This window comes from Ignatzschineria ureiclastica (assembly GCF_003121845.1).
Classification (GTDB): Bacteria; Pseudomonadota; Gammaproteobacteria; order Cardiobacteriales; family Wohlfahrtiimonadaceae; genus Ignatzschineria; species Ignatzschineria ureiclastica.
Window position 1 is genome coordinate 31874 of record NZ_QEWQ01000001.1, and the last position, 20827, is coordinate 52700.

Sequence of the window (20827 nt, forward strand, 5' to 3'; positions counted from 1 at the left end):
CCTTCATAACAACCTCTCAATTCTGTGCATCCTGCACACCTCATCCTGAGAATTGACCGAATAATCCATCAATGTTGAACGCTCTCCTGAGATTGAGGGAAACTCCTATTTCATCCTTGAGATGTAACATCCTTGCTACGTGAATTAATTTTAATATTAATGTGTTAGCGGTTCCAATTAAAAAAATTAATCATATTTTAAAGTTTTATCACAAAAATAGTGGTAATAAACCCCTAAATAAACATTTATTCACCATTTGTGAATACCTCAATAAACAACGAATTCCCCTTCCACTATTTGTTCAAATATCTTTTAAAATATCTTCTAAGCGAAATATCATCATCTTTCTAGAGTAATGTCGGTTTAAAATAAGTTTATTTAAAATAAGTTTATTTAAAATAAGCTTATTTAAATGCCAGCGCATCGGCTGTAATAAGTGAGGAAGCCATTCTATCCGGCATCTTGCAAATGTTGTTTAAAATTCTTTTTCTTAAACCAAATTTACTATACCTAACCGTTAAACGATAAAACAAAAAAGAAGCAGATTCAAGAAAATCCCTCTGACTCTCTTGCCTCTGCTTCTTTAAACGCCGCAATATAGTGATTGAATAAAACTGATTTATAAACTCATTTTTATAGCCTCATTTTATAGGCTCATCGTTTATCCGCTTATAATGATTTGCTGATGATTACAGTTTTACAATACGTGCTGGAATACCTTGCCGTACAGCTGCTCCTGTTGCCCAATCAAGCCAAGGAGCAGGGATTGGGCGAGATGGATCTGCAACGGCTAAATCATTTAGATTTAAGCCACTGCCCACATGCTGACTAAATTGCATCGGAACACCATCGATCATATGCGCTCTAGCACCCACATCACGCCGGCCATAACCATGTTCTACCGCTAATACGCCTGGTTTAACACCATCGAGAATCATAATTTGTGCTTCTTGCGCGCCATTAGGCGACTCAATTCGAACAAGATCTCCATTCTCAATATTCCATTTCAAAGCATCCACTTCGCTAATTGCAACAATATTCGTCGGCTTAATCATTCGTAATCGTAATGTTGAACCTGAAGTACTGCTCACAATATTCGATTTAAAAGAGGTTAATAGCAGTGGCCACTCCTGTTTCGGAAATCTCTCCTCTACACTACTGCCATCTGCAAATCGTGGCGGATAATAGGTTGGCACACCACTATAGCGCTCACCATTGGCAAAATGTCGATGAACACCTACCGTCTCATTCCAAAGCTGTAAAGTTGGTGCCCACTTCTTCGTCATAAGATCCCCTTGCCAGCCGGTATCATAACCCGCAAATCTGCCACCACGCGCATAGACATAAGCCACCCGCATCTGCTCTTCGGGCTTTAAGACCCTTTCAATCGCCGGCATAATTCGATCAACGCCGGTAAGGACTAATTCTTGACGATTTGATTCAGGTACTGGCGAACCATCAAAGGCCATATTAGCGGCTGCTTTAAGATAGAAATCTTCCGTTGTATTCACAGGGTAGAGTTTTCCGGCGCTATCGGCAATGGCATTCTCTCCAAATCCTGGTAGTTCCATCTTTTTCGCCACTTCAATAAAGAAACTCTCCATCGAAATGGGGCGACCCGCTTGATCCTTTTCAACACGAGGTTCTACAATCGGCCATCTAGCTGTCGAAGTTTTAAAAGGCACACCAGCCCAGGCATTACCAAAGCCCCAGCTCTCAAAATTATGAGTATCAGGAACAATATAATCCGCCATTGCTGTCGTTTCATTAATAAAGGCATCTACAGCAATAAAGAGTGGCAGTACTTTAGGATCTGCTAATTTATCAAGCAGTAATTCTCTAAATCCGGCAATACCATAAACTGGATTGGTCATATTACTAATCCAAGCTTTAAGCGGATAAGGATCAGCATTGAGTGCTGAGATCAACATCTCGGTGGCTTGCCCGCCGGCAAAAGGATACCAAGGACGACTTGCAGGATAGGGGTTCTCTCCTTTCGCTTTCCGTGTTTTATACTCAGTGGAGCTCTCATAAGGCTTCTTCGCACGTCCAATCATAATGCCTTTAGGCTGAACCATTCCTGGAAATGTTTCAAAATTGTAACGAGGACCTGCCGCATAATCGGCATATTTCCCGCCATTAACGTGCATCCCTCCTTTATAATTCATATTACCAATTAAGACATTGAGTGCCATTACAGACCAAGTATTATAAAAACCATTACCGCTCATCATCCCACCATGAGTAATCACTGCGGCTTTATGGCCATGGCTTGTAAACTTACGAGCTAATCCTGTAATTGTCTCAACGGGCACTCCACAAAATTCACTATATTCCTCAAGGCTAAACTTATCGGCTGATTGCTTTAATAAGTGAAAACTAGTCGCAACAGCCACATTACTCCCATCGGGTAGAGCCACATTACCGGTATAGTCGAGCACACCTTTCTCAATCGTATCGATATCTTGCAGGAAATGGCTCACTGAATCTACCGCTAAAATCGGACTATTTCCTCGTTCTCCACCCTCAATATCCGCTAAACGTAAAAACTGACCATATAGCGGATGATCTTCCGAAGTTACGACTAAATGCGTGGCATTGGAATGACTTGGGAATTTTGAGACTTCCATGCCTGCTTTACCAGGGACACTTAAGTAAGCATCGTTGTAACGTTTCTCATCGAGAATATAACGAATCATTGCCATCGCCATCGCTGAATCGGTACCAGGCAAAATTGGAATCCAAGTGTTATTCGCCGTCGCTAATGTATTGGTCATCGGTAAATTAGGAGCAACTACGGCATAACTAAAATCTTGTGCTGATTTAGTACGCGCTTTTGCTAATAACCGTCCTTGACGTTTAAATGGGTTTCCCGATTGTGCCGGTGATGTTCCCATAAAAATGGCAAATTCGACATTATCTAAATCTGGTTTCGCATGGGCATTTTTATTCATATCGTTCATTAATGCCCCAGAACCTAATCGATACGCTAAACCACAATAAGCACCATGCGCCGTAAAGTTTCGAGTACCAAAAGCATTATTAGCGAAACGCTTTACAAAAAATTCCCGCCCTTCATTACCGGCATTCGATACTAATAGCTGATTCGCTTTCACTCCATATTCCGGATTTTCAGGATCAATCAAAGTTTCTAAATCTCGAATTGCCTTTAAACCATCGACATGACCCTCACCAAACAGGTCACCCCCATTGACTACTTCATCAATCAATTGTTCAAAGCTAATTCTCTCCCACTTCCCTTCGCCTCGTTTTCCAACCCGCTTTAACGGCCAAAGTACGCGATAAGGACTTGATACAGATTCCCCCATCTGTGCACCACGAGCACATGCAGTAGAGCGATCCTCTAAACCACTTTCCCCACCAAGCTTCACCCAGGCTTCATTGATCGGCATTGTATAGTTAAATTGCTCTTCATTCGAGAGCGGATGATAAGGATTACCGGCGATACGAATCACTTCATTTTTAGCTTTATCGACCCGAACACGCACACCGCAAACAGTCCAACAACCAAAGCATTGCGTATTAGCCATCGCTTGTGCGGGATTTTGTACCCATTGACCATTCTCTATATCGCCCTCAACCTGTAACGCATTACCAAAAATAGCATTTTCAGTAGGCTCTGCCGAAGTACCCTCTACTAACCCTGTCACTATATTTTTAACAGTATTACTATAGCCCACCGCAAATGCCGCAAGCCCGCCGGCAGCCGCAACGCCTTTTACCACATTACGTCGTTTTTGACGTGCCGAATCCTCTGTAGAAGCGCTATGATCTCCTGTTTCCATTGCAACATTATTCAATTGCTCTTGATTATTGGGCGCTTGATGTGACTCTTCTCTGTTGTGATCTTTGTTATAACTCATAATTTCTCAGCCTCGCTTATATCTTTCTTATATCTTTTTATTCAGAACAATATCTGCCTTAATTGACTCAATTGTTTTAACTACCTTGAACTACCTCATAGACACGATTATCTAGATATTAAGCGGGTTGCTGACCTCCTTCTACTTGACTAAGGCGAGGGGAAAACTTGAACCAGTTATCCTGTAATAGACTCCAAACGATGACGAGCATAGTAAGCCACAACCCAAAGGTTGATAAAATCCCTAAGAACCCACTAAAGCCCCAATCTAAGTGATAAGGATTAATCACAATATTGTATTTTGGTAATGTTTGTGTCTGCATCAAAATTGCCCAACGAATAGTCCACGCTAATGAGAGCGACATTAAAGCTAATAAGAGATCGACCCAACGACAATGAAGACGGCGCTGATTAAAATTCATTAAGCTATAGATTAAGAGCAGCGCCCAGTAGATAAAGAGGCTAATCCCAATAGTCCACCAAACAGACCCATTATTGGGAAGATCTCTAAAAGCGGCTCCGGCAGGGGAATCACTTATCGCCCACCCGATAAGTGCAACAGCAACGCCGAGTAGTGCTACCACTTGAATACGACTTAAAATTGCTGTTTCATTAGGTTGAATGGCCCATCTTGATGAAAAGGCACACCAAGCTTTCACACACATCGGAACCACTTGTAGTGCCGTAAAAAAGAGTGCCCAAGGTAACCAAGGTGTAAACCATAATGCTTGTGATTTAAGCACATTGAGTTCTTTTCCGGTATAAAGCAGAATCATAAAAGCCGATACTAATAGCCCCATTGCTGTCCAAGGAAGCCATTGAGAGGCATTAAAACTCCCCCAATGCAGTGCTCGAAACCATTTATAAGTCCCTTCTTTACTACTGTTTTCTCGTAATAAAAGTAGGAATTGTAGGATTAAAAAGAGAACAAATAACGGCACAAATAGTGCGCCGATCCACATCCAAGACCAAGGGGCCATCTGTGTATAGAAGTTAATAAAGCGCCCGGGCTGATGAAGATCTGCTAATAGTGCAATAGGTCCGACAATACCGGCGGTAATTCCAAAACCTACCACGACTAATTCTAAGGATCTCAATTCACCATGTTTCCACCAACGCAATCCAACAGCAATCAGTGCACTACTTGCTGCAATGCCGATAAAGAAGAAGTATTGCACCGCCCAAGGAAGCCATGCGATATCTTGAGGTAAGGTTAATAATTCCCGAATCATAATACAATCTCCTGCCATAACATTGCTTGCCCTTGTACTTGCGATTGGAACGCTTCATCAAGGCCGATATAGAAGACTTGTGGCATAGTACCCTGCGCAGGTTTAAGGACTTTAATTTCATCCTCAAACTCCACCAACATTTTGCTGATCGTACTATTAGGGTCTTTCATATCCCCAATAATCCGCGCACCCCCGACACAAGACTCCACACATGCCGGTAATAACCCTGCATCTAATCGATGAGCACAGAAAGTACATTTATCTGCCGTACCCGTTTCCTCATTAATAAAACGTGCCTCATAAGGACAAGCCTGTACACAATAAGCACAACCCACACAAATTTTATTATCGACAACTACAATGCCATCTTCCCGTTGATAAGTGGCTTGGGTTGGGCAGACAGGAACGCATGGCGGATTATCACAATGATTACAAAGTCTTGGTAATACCACATTTGTCGCTTGATCTTGAGCTTCATCAATTACCTGATATTGACGAACAGTGGTTCTAAATTGCCCAGCTGGCATCTGATTTTCCACAGTACAGCTTACGGTACAAGCCTGACAACCGATACAGCGCCGCAGATCGACAATCATGCCATAGCGTTTATTAGGATCCCCCTCTCTACGAGGCGGCACTCTCTTTGCTTCGGCCCTAGCCTCTTTGAGCGTTAATACCGTAGCTCCTACGGTTAAAGCTCCGATCTGTTTTAATAAATTACGACGAGTAATACTCATGCTTCTCTCCTTGTATAATCCCTTTTCACTACCTTTTTCACCCGTTCATTCAAGACTTTTGATACTCTTCTTGATGCTCATATCCCATTGATTAAAAGGGTGTAAAATTAAAACGATACTGAAATTCAAGATTATTTAAATTGCACTTTTCATAACACTCATCTTGCAAGCTTTCAGAAAATCTCTCTATTGTGGGAAACCACATACAAGGTTACTTATTGATCTAGGGCAAAGCTTTAGAAGAGATTTCAACTAAAACCACTGTTGATTTCGAAAAAATCAGTTAAGAGGTTACTAAGCGATTAAAATAATGGCATTATTCATCTACCGTTGCCGGCTTTACCCATTCAAGATGTTACCCATTCGGTATAAATTATAGTGAGATCGGTTCAAAATAAGCTTATTAAAATACCGGCGCATCGGTTGATAGAGGCAAGGAAGCCGTTCTATCCGGCATCATGCAAGTATTGTTTAAAAGCCATTTTTCTTAAACCAAATTTACTATATGTATTCAAGATTAAGTACTCAATACAACGCGCGTTATTCAAGAGCGAATAATCAATAGAGAGGATTTTGATGTTTTTAGGCCTATACTATTTTTGTCAGCCGCAATCATATCGCCAATCGTATCGGCGAATATATGCCTTTATTCTCGGCTGTTTATTGAGTCTGCTAATTCCCCCCCTATATGCGTTAACGAACGAAACCTTGCCCCTAAAAAACTCAACTTATGCCGGCTGTGGTATCCCACAATCAGAAGAGCCACCTACAAATAGGCGGGTAAAAGAACAACAGATTTCTACAGCAAAGAGAAATATCGTCGTGGGTATTTTGGCACCTTATGGCGAGCAAGTAGCCGAAAAAGAGTGGTGTCCTTGGATTACGGCACTCAATGATGCATTGCCGATGCTACATTTCATCCTCAAGCCACTTCAAATTCATAATATTGAACGGGAGGTTGCAAGCGGAGATCTAGATCTTTTACTCTCACACCAAGGGACTTTTATCAATTTAGATGCGCAGTATCCTATTCGCGCAATGGCGAGCCTCAAGAAGAATGTCCATTTAGAAGATGATACCCCCAAAATTGGCAGTGCCATTTGGGTACGACAAGAGAGCCCTATTCATACATTATCGGATCTCAAAAATCGCACAGTTCACGCAGTAAGCCCACAAGCATTAGGAGGATTTCTCTTAGCCTACTATGAAATCATGCAATATGATCCTACCTTACAGCGCTCTATCGATTTTCAATATCATGGATTTCCCATTGAACGCCTGTTTCAGTATCTTACAGATGATAAACCAGATTCCAAACAAACGGCGATTATCGTGCCTGCTTGTCTTTATGAGCGATTAGAACGACAAGGGTTACTGCCAACGGCACAGCTTCGCCTCATTCATCCGATCACATTACCTGACTTTCCTTGTCAAACAAGTAGTGAATTAATGCCTAGCTGGTCTCTAGGCGCACTCTCTTCACTCGATGATACGACAGCTAAAATGATACAAGCGACCCTTTTTAATCTCAAATCCCCCAATCTCCCTATTTGGCAACTACCCTACACGCTAACTGATATTACCCAATTGACCTATGAGTTAAAACGTTTCGAAAATCATGAAACACTCTGGGATACCTTAATTCGACTCGCAGATACCTATAAAATTTGGCTCTTCCTCTTAATCATTGTGCTCTTGATGCTTCTTGTCAATCATCTGTGGCTAAGTTACGCGGTCACTAAACGCGGAAAAGCCTTAGAACAGGCCTATCAACAGATGCATCACTATGAAGCAATGCTCTCAAAAGCAGATCGTATGAATATTTTAGGCGAAATGGCAAGCGGTATTGGTCATGAACTCAAACAACCTCTCTCCACCATTCGCAATTATGCAGAAGGATCGATGTTAATCCTTCAAAAAGAGCCCGATGAATCCCAAGCGCGATCTTTGCTGCTACCCTTGCAGAAAATTAGCGAACAAGTGACACAATGTCACCATATTATTAATAATCTTCGCACCTGGGCAAAACCGAAAGCGGAAATAACGCAAGAAACCATCATTCTTAAACATTTCCTCGAGCAGATCATTGAAATCACTCGACTCCGGGTTCAAGATAAAGCGGAAATTAGCATCGATGTCCCCGAACATTTTACGATTAATAGTACCCCCTCAATTTTAGAACAAGTCATTGCTAATTGCCTAATGAACTCCGCACAAGCCGGCGCGACAGAACTTGCTATCCGCCTTAAAATTTATCCTAATTATATTAAACTCTTTATTAGCGATAATGGACCAGGATTCACCGCTGAAGAGCTCTCCTCGCCCTTTGTCCCTTTTCGGACTTCTAAGCAAGATGGATTAGGTCTCGGGCTGGTGATTTGTCAGCGTTTAATTGAGAACTTAAATGGTAAAATGCGAATTGCTAATCGGAAAGATGGTCATCAAGGAGCTGTTGTCCGGCTGATTTTACCAAGATCATAATGAGTACAGCAGAGAAAATATTTAAATATCAAGTCTCACTAATCATCTACAATCACCTACAATCGTATTATTAGAAGAATCGAGGTATCCTGATGCAACATCCCCTGACCGTCCATATCGTTGATGATGAGCCGAGTGTTCGAGAATCTTGTCAATTTCTCGTATCAACACTCAATTATAGAACCCAGCTTTGGGAAGATGGTCGCGATTTTATAGATAAAGTTAATCTCTCTTTACCGGCGATTGCTATTATTGATCTACGAATGCCAAGGCTTACCGGCGATGAAGTAGTGACCCTACTTCATAATGCTAAAAGTCCTATCAGCGCTATCATTCTTACAGGACACGGAGAGGTTGCTACAGCCGTTAAAACACTCAAAGAAGGGGCGATCGACTTTTTAGAGAAGCCGGTAGAACTTCCCCAATTAGTCGATGCTTTAAAACGCGCTGAAGAGATCTCACAGGCACGTTACGCGCGCAATCAGCGCTTAGCGTGTTTTGAGCGCTTAACGGATAGAGAAAAGCAGATTGCAACGCTAGTTTATGAAGGATTGACGAATAAAGAGATCGCCGAGAAAGTGCTAGTCTCTGTTCGTACTGTCGAAGTACAACGCGCTAATGCGATGAAAAAGATGCAAGCTGAAACGCTCGCTGAATTTATTGCCTATCTCACAGAAATCCATACACCCTAATATGGATTGAATCTCAATTGCTATCACTTATTTAAGTGACACTCTAGATTATGCTCTAGATTCAATGAGTTTTCTAATTATGGAATGATCCTCTCGTGCTATTGTCCCAAAGTAATTAATGGTAAACTATACTCCTTTTCAGAAGCGCTCTGATCAAAGCGTATGACTCAATGAAATCGACTAAATTCTTATTTTAGGGGAAAAGATATCAATCGTTTCAATTCATCCTCCCATAAGCACGAATCGCTCCAACACTCGAGTGAATTGGTAGCGCTCTCCCATTCACCGCTTCTTGATGCCACCGATGCATTACAGAACTATTTTGGTTATACCGAATTTCGTGAAGGGCAAGCACCGCTTGTGGAAGGCGTACTATCTGGCCAGGATGTTCTTGGAATTATGCCCACAGGGGGCGGTAAATCTCTCTGTTATCAGATTCCGGCACTCCTTTTACCTCATATCACGCTTGTCATCTCTCCGCTGATTTCCCTGATGAAAGATCAGGTGGATGCACTACTTGAGATTGGTATTTCCGCTACGTTTATCAATAGCACCTTAGATGAAGCAACACTCCGAACCCGCCTCATTGAGATACGGCAAAAACAGTATAAACTGATCTATATTGCGCCGGAAAGGCTTAATAGCTATCTTATTCGCTCGCTCTTTAGTGCGCTGCCCATTAGTTTTATTGCCGTAGATGAAGCCCACTGTATCTCCAAATGGGGCCACGATTTTCGCCCTGCTTATGGTGAAATCATCGATTTTGTCCATCAACTGCCCAATCGCCCTGTTATTGGTGCCTATACAGCAACCGCCACATCGGAAGTGATCCACGAAATTAAAACGTTGTTACAGCTACATAATCCTATCGAATCGATTATCAGTTTTGACCGCACGAATCTCACCTTTGAAGTGCTAAAAGTCTCTGATAAACGCCGATATATCATCAATTTTATACGCCGATTCTACCCCAATGAATCGGGAATTATCTACTGTGCAACCCGCAACAATGTGGAAAAACTCACAGAATTTCTTAAAAATGCCGGTCTTAAAGTCTTGGCTTACCACGGCGGAATGGAGCATCACGAGCGGGAAAAGAATCAAAATGCATTTATTCGCGATGAAGTGCAGATTATTGTGGCTACCAATGCCTTTGGTATGGGTATTGATAAATCGAATGTCCGCTTTGTGATTCACTATAATATGCCCCAAAATATGGAAGCTTACTATCAAGAAGCGGGGCGAGCGGGCCGAGATGGCGCACCGGCGCACTGTTTACTACTCTATGCACCAAGAGATGTCTCCAATCAAAAGTATCTGATTGAGCATAATGATTTTATTACCGATCCCGAGCGTAAAGATATTCTCTACCATAATCTTGAAGCGCTCATCGATTACTGTCATACCGAAGAGTGTTTACGTGCAGAGATTCTTCACTATTTTTCTGAGACACCTCAATTCGATCACTGTAATAATTGTAGCAATTGCACCAACACAGCGCCGAAGATTAATATCACTATCGAAGCCCAAAAGATTCTCTCCTGTGTCTATCGTGCCGAACAAAATTGTGGCATTACAACCATTATTCAGATTCTACGAGGCTCGAAAAATCAACACATTCTCTCCCGTAATCTCGATCAGCTCTCTACTTATGGCATTATGCGGGAATATTCGGAATCGGGACTCAAAGAGATGATTATGACGCTAATCGCAAGAGGTTACCTCTATCAAACAACCGAAGCAAGACCGCTACTTAAGCTCAATATTGGCAAAGCAAAACTGATTTTAACCGGACAAAAACAGCTCTTTCATCGACAAGATCTGCTACTGCATAAAACTTTTTCAGCACCGGAAAATCACTATCATTCACCGCTCTACGAAGAGATTCGCGCTTTTCGCTTAATGCTCTCTAAAGAGCGAGATGTGCCGGCATACACCATTTTTAGCGATAAAACTCTCAGAGAACTTGCAGAGAAACAACCGACTACGCAAGGACAGATGTTGCAGATTCACGGTATTGGCGTTAAGAAATTTGATCTCTATGGCGAGCGCTTAATGGAATTAATTCGTCATCATCAAGCGCATCAAGCCTAAATGATCAGTAGTGTTAGTGAGGTCATTATGAACGATTTTTATATCGTACATTTAATTTAAGGAAAATGGTTTTTAAGTAACGAATGTTGGATTTTAAAAGAATATAAAACCGTACTAAATAGCACTTGCAAGATGCCGGATAGAACCGCTTCCTCACCTCAATCAGCCGATGCGCCGGCATTTCAATAATGCTTATTTTGAACTGATCCTACTATAAAACCATACTAAACAGTACTTGCAAGATGCGAGATTGAACCGTTTCCTCGCCTCAATCAGCCGATGCGCCGGCATTTCAATAATGCTTATTTTGAACCGACATTACTATACTATCAATTTACAAATGATGCGCATAATCGTGAATTGAGAAGCCTTGTAGCGCCTCTTCAAAGTTTTTACCTACTGCTAATACCTTAAAGCGCTCACCCATCTCTTCAGGATGAATCAAGTGTTGAACCCGCTTTGAGAGCTCAAACCAAGCTAATTCCCGGGCAACCTTACTGTCTGTATCATCATCCGCCGTCTCTTCTGCCTCCATCGCTTCCACCTGATTCTCCTCAATACGCGCTTTCTCCTCAGCAATCATTGTTTGTAGATGATTCCCCATCAAGAAGTACGCTTGTGCGGTATAGCCCAAAAACTCCAATCCCATATCCACTAAAATCGTCGCTACTTCTGTGAAATTCACATTCGCAGTGAGATCTTGCAATCCCGGATAGAGATAGAAATCTTCGTGAGCACGATGCTTATAATGAGCAATTAAGGTTCCGGTCATTCGCTCCGGGCGATAATACTCTTTCTCGTCATAACCATAATCGATAAAGAGCGCAACACCCCGCGTTAAATGGGTGAAAAATGGGACTAACCACGGTTGTAACATCGGACAATATTCGCTCTCATACCCATCAGGAAAGTGAAATCCTTTCTCCACTAAAGATTGATAATAATCATTGAGTGCCTGATCTGCTTCTCGTAAGTGAGGTGCAAAATGCAGGGTCGAACTTTCTGAGAGAGTTGAGCTTAGCTCTTCTGTAGAAGCGACCTTATTTGATGACTCTTGATGATCCCGATCTTCAGCAAAAGGCGCTAATGTCACATCTACGTAATAGGGCTTTCCATCGACAACCCGAAATCGCTCAACGGGAAGCGCATCTAAAACTTCATTCGCTAAAATCACTCCTTCCCAAGCAGATTCCGGCGGTGTGTCAATCCATTGTACTTGGGCAATATACTCGGGAAGATATTCCGTTAAAAGTGCTTTTTGTCTTTCACGCAAATTAGGGGAGACTTCTAAAATAAGATATTGCGCCGGCAATTGATCTTTCTCAGCTAGATGCAACAGAAGATCTTTCGCCATCGTGCCATTACCTGCACCGATCTCTAAAATTTGCCAATTTTCAGAGAGATGTTGACTCACCTCGATCACTTGTTCGGCAAGAGATTTTGAAAAAAATGGCGAGATTAGTGGTGCGGTAATAAAATCCCCTTCCCGTCCAAATACTGCCTGTGGACCTGTGTAGTAACCATATTGTGGATGATAGAGCGCCAGCTCAAAAAAACGAGAAAAAGGGATCGCCCCTTGTCGTTCAATTTCCGAAGCAATCTCCGCCACTAAAGCCGATGACAAAGCATAATCTTCCGCTGTTGGTTCTAGGAAATTCTCAATATTCGCTTGCTCGGCATCCGTTCTAAATGTCACACACAGCTCCTCTAGGGTTCATTAATACAATATATTCAGATCAAATCGATCAATCTACAGCGCGGTAACAGAGCCAAATCCACGACTATTTCGTTTAATACTCACTTCTTGCCCAGGATAAACTGTCGCTTCTCCTGAAACGATTACCGGAATATGTTTCTTATCCGCAGTTTCCACATCAATTTCACTATTACCCTCTTCGTTCATCACGATCGAAACCACTTTCCCTTTTCCTGAATAACTGCCTAAACCATCTTCTAAACCTGTTGCACAGCCGGCAAGTAATAATAGTGTTGATCCGATTAACATTAATTTTTTCATTGTAGATAATCCTTCTTATCTTATTATAATTTTAGGGTTCTTTACGCTATTCGTAAAAGCTTCTGAAAAAGCGATGTGAGAAAAAGCTATTTGAGAAAGCCCATTATAGAATGGGCTATGATCTCTATAATAGAAAGGGATCTCCCTAATAGTAGAGAGATCCTTTTTGAGTGTAACAGCATTAACTTAACGCAAGCTTAATACTGACCGAAGCTATTCATCTATGCATCTATGCATCTATGCATCGATTCATATTTACCAAAGAGATAACGAATGGCATCAAATGAGTGATGATCGCAATAATCATTGCGTTCCTATGATTCAGCCCCTTCCGATTTATTTTGATTCGCTTGATTAGGGCGGCGATTGCGGCGTAACGTTCGGCGAGGGCGGCGCTGTGTTTTACGCTCATTATTTTGCCCTTCGCTCTGCTCTACGACCTTACTATGGTCAGCGGGTGCAGTACTATTAGCACCGCTCTCTTCTCTATTTTGTGAATGCGCTTCTCCACTTTGTCTTCTACGAGGTGCACGACGTGGTGTCCGAGGCTTACGGCGATTATTGTTCTCGCCATTCGCCTCATTCTTTTGCTGATCACTCTTTTGCTGATCGTTATTTTGCTGACCGCTATTTTCAGCCTGCACGCTATTTTGGGTATTCTCTACGATTTGCTCACTCGCTTTTGCTTCATCGTTATGAGCAGCATTATCGCTACGATTAGGGTTACTCCGAGCGTTATTACGGGAATTATTACGATTATTGCCTCGTCCCCGATTATTATTGCGCTCGTTGCCTTGATTGCCATTTGCAGAACGTGGGGTACGACCTTTACGAGGATATTTACGTTTCTCTGCCGTCACTTCAGGGGTAATAAGCAGCTCTTCTGTAATCGTAGCAACAGGAATCTCCTCTTTAATATAATCTTGGATATCCATTAAAGAGTAGACATACTCTTCACAAGCAAAACTAATTGCCGTACCTTCAGCCCCTGCACGAGCCGTTCGGCCGATACGGTGAACATAATCTTCCACATCTTGCGGTAGATCGTAATTGAATACGTGAGAAACATCAGGAATATGTAGACCACGCGCCGCAACATCCGTTGCCACCATAATATCTAGCTCACCATTTTTAAATTCTTCCAGCAGTTTTTCCCGGCGATTTTGCGGAATATCCCCTGACAATACCGCCGCTTTAAAACCATTGGCATTTAAGGTATCAAAAACCTGATCCGCTGCACGTTTAGTATTCACAAAGACGATAGATCGCTCTGCTTTTTCTTTCTTTAGAAGTCCAAATAGGAGCGGTAATTTTTCATCCGATGAGACGTGATAGAGCTGCTGCGTAATTCGTGCGCCGGTGACTTGTTCTGACTCGACTTTAATGGTTAAAGGATCATTCATATGCTCATAAGCTAGCTCTAAAATTCGTTGCGAGAATGTGGCTGAGAAAAGCATATTTTGACGCTCTGTCGCTTTCGGCATCTGTCTCAAAAGGAAACGAATATCATTGATAAAACCTAGATCAAACATTCTATCGGCTTCATCTAATACAAATACTTCTACATTGCGCAGATTAAATTTTCGCTGTTTAAAGAAATCTAAAATTCGTCCTACTGTACCAATAACGATATCAGGATCCGCTTCTAAAGCTTCACTTTGAGTACCATACGCAGCGCCACCATAAAGAAGCGCATATTTAAGTCCGGTATAGCGGCCGAGCATTTTTGCATCATCATAAATCTGAACTGCAAGCTCTCGAGTTGGCGCCATAATAATGGCATAAGGACCTTTCTTTCCTTCTTCGACCGGCGTTGTCATTAAGTGGTTTAATGTTGCTAATAAGAAAGTTGCCGTCTTACCGGTTCCTGTCTGTGCTTGGCCTGTGACATCGCGCCCTTTAAGTAGATCGGGCAATGCTTTTTCTTGAATCTCGGTACAAAATTCGTACCCGTTATCTGCTAAGCTCTCTTTCAGTGAATCGTGTAAATCTAAATCTGCAAACTTCATCGAAGTTAAATGTGGTTTTCCCATAGATGACAACTTAAACCCTTAATATATAAAATGTAATAGTGATTATAATCGCGTTCATTATATCGTTTATTGTTATCGGTTCAACTGAATAAACAGATCCCTACAATGCCCGTTTCCATGCTATTTCTATAAAATTCTTTAATCACTACATTTGAAAAATATTATTCAACCTAAACCTTGTCATTTACCCTGTTTTCGGTTGTAATAGCTTTGGTATTATCATATTTTATATAAGAAATTCCAAATCTAATTTTGGATATCTTGATCAAATTCAATCAAATTCATTAAGGAGAGTTAATAATGAGTCAATTAATCAATGCAACCGATGCAACATTTGCAGATGAAGTACTCAAAGCAGATCTTCCTGTTCTCGTCGATTTCTGGGCAGATTGGTGTGCACCTTGCCGAATGATTACTCCTATCATTGAAGCAGCAGCAGAAGAGTATGCGGGTAAATTAAAAGTCGTTAAATTAGACGTGCAAAATAACCAAGAAGCTGCGGTACAATTCCAAATTCGTAGTATTCCTGCACTTATGATCTTCAAAGATGGCAAAATTGTAGGACAACACGTTGGCGCATTAAATAAAAACCAATTAGCGCAATTTATCGATAGCCATATCTAAGTAAAGATATCTCGATAAGCAATATTCGTAAACTTCTTACAGATATTGCCTTTAGTGAATCGCTAACATAAAAATAAACCGATGACAGATTTCTCTCATCGGTTTTGTTTTGTCATATTTTTTGTTTTATCCACTTATTTCAGAATGATGAGTATCAATGGTATCAAGGGTAGCAATACTCTCCACAGCTTCTCTAAGGACTAATGAAAAACAACATCTCTATTGAAGATCAAGTATAATAGTGGGTTTTCATAAGAATCAAAAAGAATCAAATCTACTCAATCCCACACACTCAGCTTAATAATTCATATAAGGGTGCAATCGACATGGAACTGATTAATACTCTCAATCATACTATTGATGATCTTTTACAACGAGCGACCGACCTTCGGAGGTATCTTTGACTTCGATCAGAAGCAAGAGCGCTTAACCGAGGTCTTAATGGAACTTGAAGATCCTAATATCTGGTCTGATAATCCTGAAAAAGCCCAAAAACTCGGGCAAGAACGCGCAACATTAGATGATTTTGTCAGCGGTATGATAACACTTGATACTGCGCTGAAAGATGCTAAAGAATTAGTAGAACTCGCGGCAGTTGAAGAAGATGAAGCAACGCTAGAAGCGATTTCTGATGATCTTAAACAATATCAGAAAGAGATTGAGGCTTTTGAATTTAAGCGAATGTTTAGCGGTGAAATGGATGCTTGTAATGCCTTCTTGGATATTCAAGCAGGCGCCGGTGGAACGGAAGCACAGGATTGGGCTTCAATGGTGCTACGGATGTATCTAAGATGGGGAGAAGATCATGGCTTTAAAACTGAGCTTCTTGAAACCTCTCCCGGCGATGTTGCGGGCATTAAATCGGCGACTATTCGATTTGAAGGGGATCATGCTTACGGCTGGCTTCGGACTGAAACAGGCGTACATCGCTTAGTCCGTAAGTCACCATTTGATTCCAATAATAAACGCCATACCTCATTCTGCTCTGTCTTTGTCTCACCTGAAATTGATGAAAATATCGAGATTGAGATCGATCCCTCAGATCTGCGGATCGATGTTTACCGGGCATCAGGTGCCGGTGGTCAGCACGTTAACGTGACAGAATCAGCTGTTCGAATTACCCATATTCCCACAGGTGTTGTCGTACAATGTCAAAATGAACGTTCACAACATCGCAATAAAGATGTGGCTATGTCGCAGTTACGTTCAAAACTCTATGAGCTAGAGTTACAGAAAAAACGCGATGCTGCCGACGCATTGCAAGATTCAAAAGCCGATGTGGGCTGGGGAAGTCAAATTCGCTCTTATGTTCTCGATCAAGCGCGAATTCGCGATGTTCGTACAGGCTATGAAGTCGGCAACCCACAACCTGTGCTTGATGGAGATCTCGATCAATTTATCGAAGCAAGCCTAAAAATGGGATTATAAGCTACACTTTCAATTACAACCGACCGATACCTATTCTCAAGGAGTGTCACTATGAGCAAAGAGAGAAAACAATTTGTCTGCCGAGATTGTGGCGCTATTGCGACTAAATGGGCGGGACAATGTTTAGAGTGCAAATCGTGGAACTCCATTGAAGAGATGGTTGTTGAGAAAACCCCTACCCGCTTATCCGGTTATTCAGGAACAGCGGGAACAGAGGGTGTGCAGATATTAACAGATGTCCAAAAAGAGGAACTCTCCCGTTTTCCAACTGGCCTCAATGAATTAGATCGAGTATTAGGCGGTGGCTTAGTACTGGGTTCAGTCGTTTTAATTGGCGGCGATCCGGGAATTGGTAAATCTACTATTTTGTTACAGACCTTAGTTCATTTAAGTCATAATCATAAAAATGTGCTCTATGTAACAGGGGAAGAATCTCCGAGCCAAGTGGCATTACGCGCAGATCGATTACAACTTGATGGTTCAAAACTGCAGCTTCTCTCCGAAACCAATGTAGAGAAGATCCTACGAGTTGCCGAGCCAATGAAGCTCGATGTGATTGTCATCGATTCTATTCAAACAATCTTCACAGAGCTTTTGAACTCGGCACCGGGGAATGTGGCACAAGTGCGGGAAAGTACCGCTCTCCTTACCCGCTTTGCTAAGCGAACCGGTGTCTCCATCTTCCTTGCAGGTCATGTGACGAAAGAGGGCGCCATTGCCGGCCCACGTGTCCTTGAACATATGGTTGATTGCGTTCTCTACTTTGAGGGGGAAGTGGATTCTCGTTTTCGAATTATGCGCTCTTATAAAAATCGTTTCGGCGCACTTCACGAAATTGGGGTCTTTGCGATGACAGAAACAGGACTTCGGCCCATTAGCAATCCATCGGCCATCTTCCTCTCCCGTCAACCTGAAAGAAGCTCCGGTAGCGTCATTATGGTGACTCGGGAAGGAACTCGCCCGCTCCTCATCGAAATTCAATCGCTAGTAGATGATTCACTTGGAGGCCAACCTCGGCGTGTTACGCTGGGTCTTGAACAGAATCGTCTGACGATGCTTCTTGCAGTCCTTCATCGTCATGCGGGCATTGCGATGATGGATCAAGATGTCTATGTTAATGCGGTAGGCGGTGTAAAAGTCACAGAAACAGCTTCTGACCTTGCCGTTATCGCTGCCGCATTTTCAAGTTTTAAAAATATTATTCTTCCTTCTGACCTTGTCATTTTCGGGGAAATCGGTCTTGCCGGAGAAGTTCGTCCTGTACCTCATGGTGAGGAGCGCCTCAAAGAAGCCGCCAAACATGGCTTTAAACGGGCTATTGTTCCTATTGCCAATAAACCAAAGAAACCGATTCAAGATATGGAAGTCATTGGCGTTGCGAAGATTAATGAGTTAATGGATCATCTATAATAGGCAATTGTTACTCTTCTCATCCTTCACCCTTCATCCTTCAATGAAGTTTTTTGAAGCTACAAGGATCGACCATAAAAGGGCTTTCCATCAATACATTCCTCATTAAGCGATCTCATTTTTAACATATTTATATTGAAAGATATTTACACGATAATTCAATGATTATTGTAAGAAGTGCGTTAAAATAGATGCGCATTTGTGAGTAATGACAAAAAGATCAATCACAACACAATCGCTATAAAGCAGTTTAATAAAAATCTATCATTTCCCTCTTTTCAACAGATAACCAAGGTAAAATTAATGTTACATGCTCCTCATGATAATAAGCAGTTTAATCTTGCGTGGATTCGCGTCATTGCACTAGCAATTGCGGCCTTTGTATTTAATACCACAGAATTTGTCCCTATTGCGCTCTTAACCGATATCGGTGCAAGCTTTGGAAAAACAGCTGAACAGACAGGAATTATTATCACTATCTATGCTTGGATTGTCGCAATCGCCTCTTTACCACTCATGTTATTAGTCGGTAAATTTGAACGAAAACGACTTTTAACAGCGATTTTTATCCTCTTTGTCGTTAGCCATATTGTGACTTTCCTTGCAACTAAATTTGAGATTCTAGTCATTGGCCGTATCGGTGTTGCAATCTCCCATGCAATTTTCTGGTCAATTACAACGGCTTTAGCCATTCGTGTCGCACCGCCCGGCAAACGTTCACAAGCCTTGGGGATTTTGGCAACCGGTACCGCTCTTGCAACGGTCTTAGGGATTCCTCTAGGTCGTATTATTGGGCAGATGATTGGCTGGCGTTATACTTTCTTGTTAATTGGTGGCGTTGCCTTTGTCACCCTCATTATCCTCTACTTTATTCTGCCACGTTTACCGAGTCAAAATGCAGGATCAGCGAAGAGCATACCTATTATTTTCAAGCGCCCGGCTCTTGTAGGAATCTTCTTTATTACAGCCATTGCTGTATCGGGACACTTTACCGCCTATAGCTATATTGAGCCCTTTAGTGAGATGATTGCAAAAATTAGCCCGAATCAAACAACGCTCTTACTTCTGATTTTCGGTGGTGCCGGCATTATCGCAAGCTATCTCTTTAGCCGCTTAAATGCGAAATTCCCGCTTCTCTTCCTGCCAGGAGCAATTGCACTCATTATGATCTCATTAGCATTAGTCTTGCCAAGTACTCATATTCCGAATGGGATTCTCTATCTCTCGGTATTATGGGGCGTTTCATTCACCTCACTTGGTCTTATTATGCAATTAAAAGTCCTAGAACTTGCACCTGATGCTACCGATATCGCAATGGCGATCTATTCTGGTATTTTCAATATCGGTATTGGCGCCGGCGCTTTGATCGGTAATATTGTGATTACGAAGAGTTCATTAGTCGAAGTGCCATTAGTCGCTTTCGGCATTATGGCTGTCGCATTACTGATTGCGAGTTTCTGTTTTATTCGCTATAAAGGAGCCTTCTTAGCGGGCGCTTCTGCAAAACAAGATATCGTTATTCATTAATCACTTATAGACTATTCAACATCTATTTTTAAAGGATTACATTATGAAACCTGCCAATTGGGCTTTTATTCCTATTGCTTTGATTGTCATCGTTGTTGGATTTCTCTCAATGGGATATTACAACACTATTCAAGATTTAGCGGAAAAACAGAATGCAACTGCTGCTGAAATTATCAATCAATATCAACGCCGAGCAGACCTCATTACGAATCTTGCTAATACTGTGAAAGGTTATTCCAATCACGAGCAATCCATCTTCACCGAGATTGCCAATTCACGTGCGAAACTTGGTTCAATGCAGATTAATCCCGATGATTTCAGAGATCCTGCCAAACTCGAAGCATATGAAGATGCACAGCAAACATTACAATCGCAGCTCTCTAAATTAATGGTGATTGTGGAAAATTACCCTGATCTAAAAGCGAGTAATCTCTATCAAAACTTAATGGTACAATTAGAGGGGACAGAAAATCGGGTAGCCGTTGCTCGCAATCGCAATATTGAAGCTGTTCGAGAATACAACACGCTCATTCGCCGATTCCCTTATGTGCTACTTGCCAAAGTATTAGGCTATAGCCCACTACCACAAATGAGCGCAGCTCCCGGTATCGAACAAGCACCGGTGATCTCTTTTTAAGAATGTTGTAAACAACAAAATTATTCATTAAA

General features: G+C 41.8%; 14 protein-coding genes. 8 read left to right on the forward strand and 6 right to left on the reverse strand.

Features of this window, described 5'->3' with window-relative positions; translation table 11 throughout:
- Positions 1-689: 689 nt before the first annotated feature.
- The 3 genes from DC083_RS00140 to ttrB form a co-directional block, all read right to left on the reverse strand.
- Positions 690-3806 (reverse strand): molybdopterin dinucleotide binding domain-containing protein, encoded by a 3117-nt coding sequence (locus DC083_RS00140; RefSeq protein WP_109188723.1) that lies wholly within the window; start codon positions 3804-3806, stop codon positions 690-692.
- A gap of 196 nt (positions 3807-4002) precedes the next feature.
- Complete coding sequence (gene nrfD, locus DC083_RS00145) at positions 4003-5115, reverse strand: NrfD/PsrC family molybdoenzyme membrane anchor subunit (RefSeq protein WP_109188283.1); 1113 nt, start codon at positions 5113-5115, stop codon at positions 4003-4005.
- Entirely contained in the window at positions 5112-5852 is a 741-nt protein-coding gene (gene ttrB / locus DC083_RS00150; protein WP_109188284.1) for a tetrathionate reductase subunit TtrB, read from the reverse strand. The genes nrfD and ttrB overlap by 4 nt, the downstream gene beginning before the upstream one ends.
- Before the next feature lie 576 nt (positions 5853-6428).
- Here ttrB and DC083_RS00155 point away from each other — a divergent pair.
- The 3 genes from DC083_RS00155 to recQ all read left to right on the forward strand — a co-directional run bounded on the left by DC083_RS00155 (position 6429) and on the right by recQ (position 11119).
- The gene (locus DC083_RS00155) at positions 6429-8333 is read left to right on the forward strand and encodes a sensor histidine kinase (RefSeq protein ID WP_109188285.1); all 1905 of its coding nucleotides are present in this window, start codon (positions 6429-6431) and stop codon (positions 8331-8333) included.
- Between the two features lie 92 nt (positions 8334-8425).
- Positions 8426-9025: a response regulator transcription factor gene (locus DC083_RS00160; protein ID WP_229821999.1), complete on the forward strand. Its 600-nt coding sequence runs from the start codon at positions 8426-8428 to the stop codon at positions 9023-9025.
- 264 nt (positions 9026-9289) lie between these two features.
- The gene (gene recQ, locus DC083_RS00165) at positions 9290-11119 is read left to right on the forward strand and encodes a DNA helicase RecQ (protein ID WP_109188286.1); all 1830 of its coding nucleotides are present in this window, start codon (positions 9290-9292) and stop codon (positions 11117-11119) included.
- A 334-nt stretch (positions 11120-11453) separates the two neighbouring features.
- On the opposite strand, the gene DC083_RS00170 is transcribed toward recQ, so the two are convergent.
- From DC083_RS00170 to DC083_RS00180, 3 genes are all read right to left on the reverse strand, one after another.
- A complete protein-coding gene (locus DC083_RS00170) occupies positions 11454-12815 on the reverse strand; it encodes a class I SAM-dependent methyltransferase (protein WP_157954849.1) in 1362 nt (453 codons plus the stop codon).
- 54 nt (positions 12816-12869) lie between these two features.
- A complete protein-coding gene (locus DC083_RS00175) occupies positions 12870-13136 on the reverse strand; it encodes a putative periplasmic lipoprotein (protein WP_109188288.1) in 267 nt (88 codons plus the stop codon).
- Positions 13137-13450: 314 nt separating this feature from the next.
- Positions 13451-15169 carry a DEAD/DEAH box helicase gene (locus tag DC083_RS00180; protein WP_109188289.1) on the reverse strand — a complete coding sequence of 573 codons (1719 nt, stop codon included), beginning with the start codon at positions 15167-15169 and terminating at the stop codon, positions 13451-13453.
- Positions 15170-15469: 300 nt separating this feature from the next.
- Here DC083_RS00180 and trxA point away from each other — a divergent pair, with 300 nt between their 5' ends.
- From trxA to DC083_RS00205, 5 genes are all read left to right on the forward strand, one after another.
- A complete protein-coding gene (gene trxA, locus DC083_RS00185; protein WP_026878652.1) occupies positions 15470-15793 on the forward strand; it encodes a thioredoxin in 324 nt (107 codons plus the stop codon).
- Positions 15794-16119: 326 nt separating this feature from the next.
- Positions 16120-17221, forward strand: a protein-coding gene (gene prfB, locus DC083_RS00190) for a peptide chain release factor 2 (protein ID WP_109188290.1) whose coding sequence is annotated in 2 segments (ribosomal slippage) — positions 16120-16194 and positions 16196-17221 — 1101 coding nt in all. Because the reading frame shifts where the segments join, the coding sequence is not laid out codon by codon here.
- 51 nt (positions 17222-17272) lie between these two features.
- A complete protein-coding gene (gene radA / locus DC083_RS00195; protein ID WP_109188291.1) occupies positions 17273-18631 on the forward strand; it encodes a DNA repair protein RadA in 1359 nt (452 codons plus the stop codon).
- Between the two features lie 303 nt (positions 18632-18934).
- Entirely contained in the window at positions 18935-20158 is a 1224-nt protein-coding gene (locus tag DC083_RS00200) for a sugar transporter (protein ID WP_109188292.1), read from the forward strand.
- Positions 20159-20201: 43 nt separating this feature from the next.
- On the forward strand, positions 20202-20795 hold the full coding sequence (locus DC083_RS00205) for a LemA family protein (RefSeq protein WP_109188293.1): 594 nt from the start codon (positions 20202-20204) through the stop codon (positions 20793-20795).
- Positions 20796-20827: the final 32 nt, after the last annotated feature.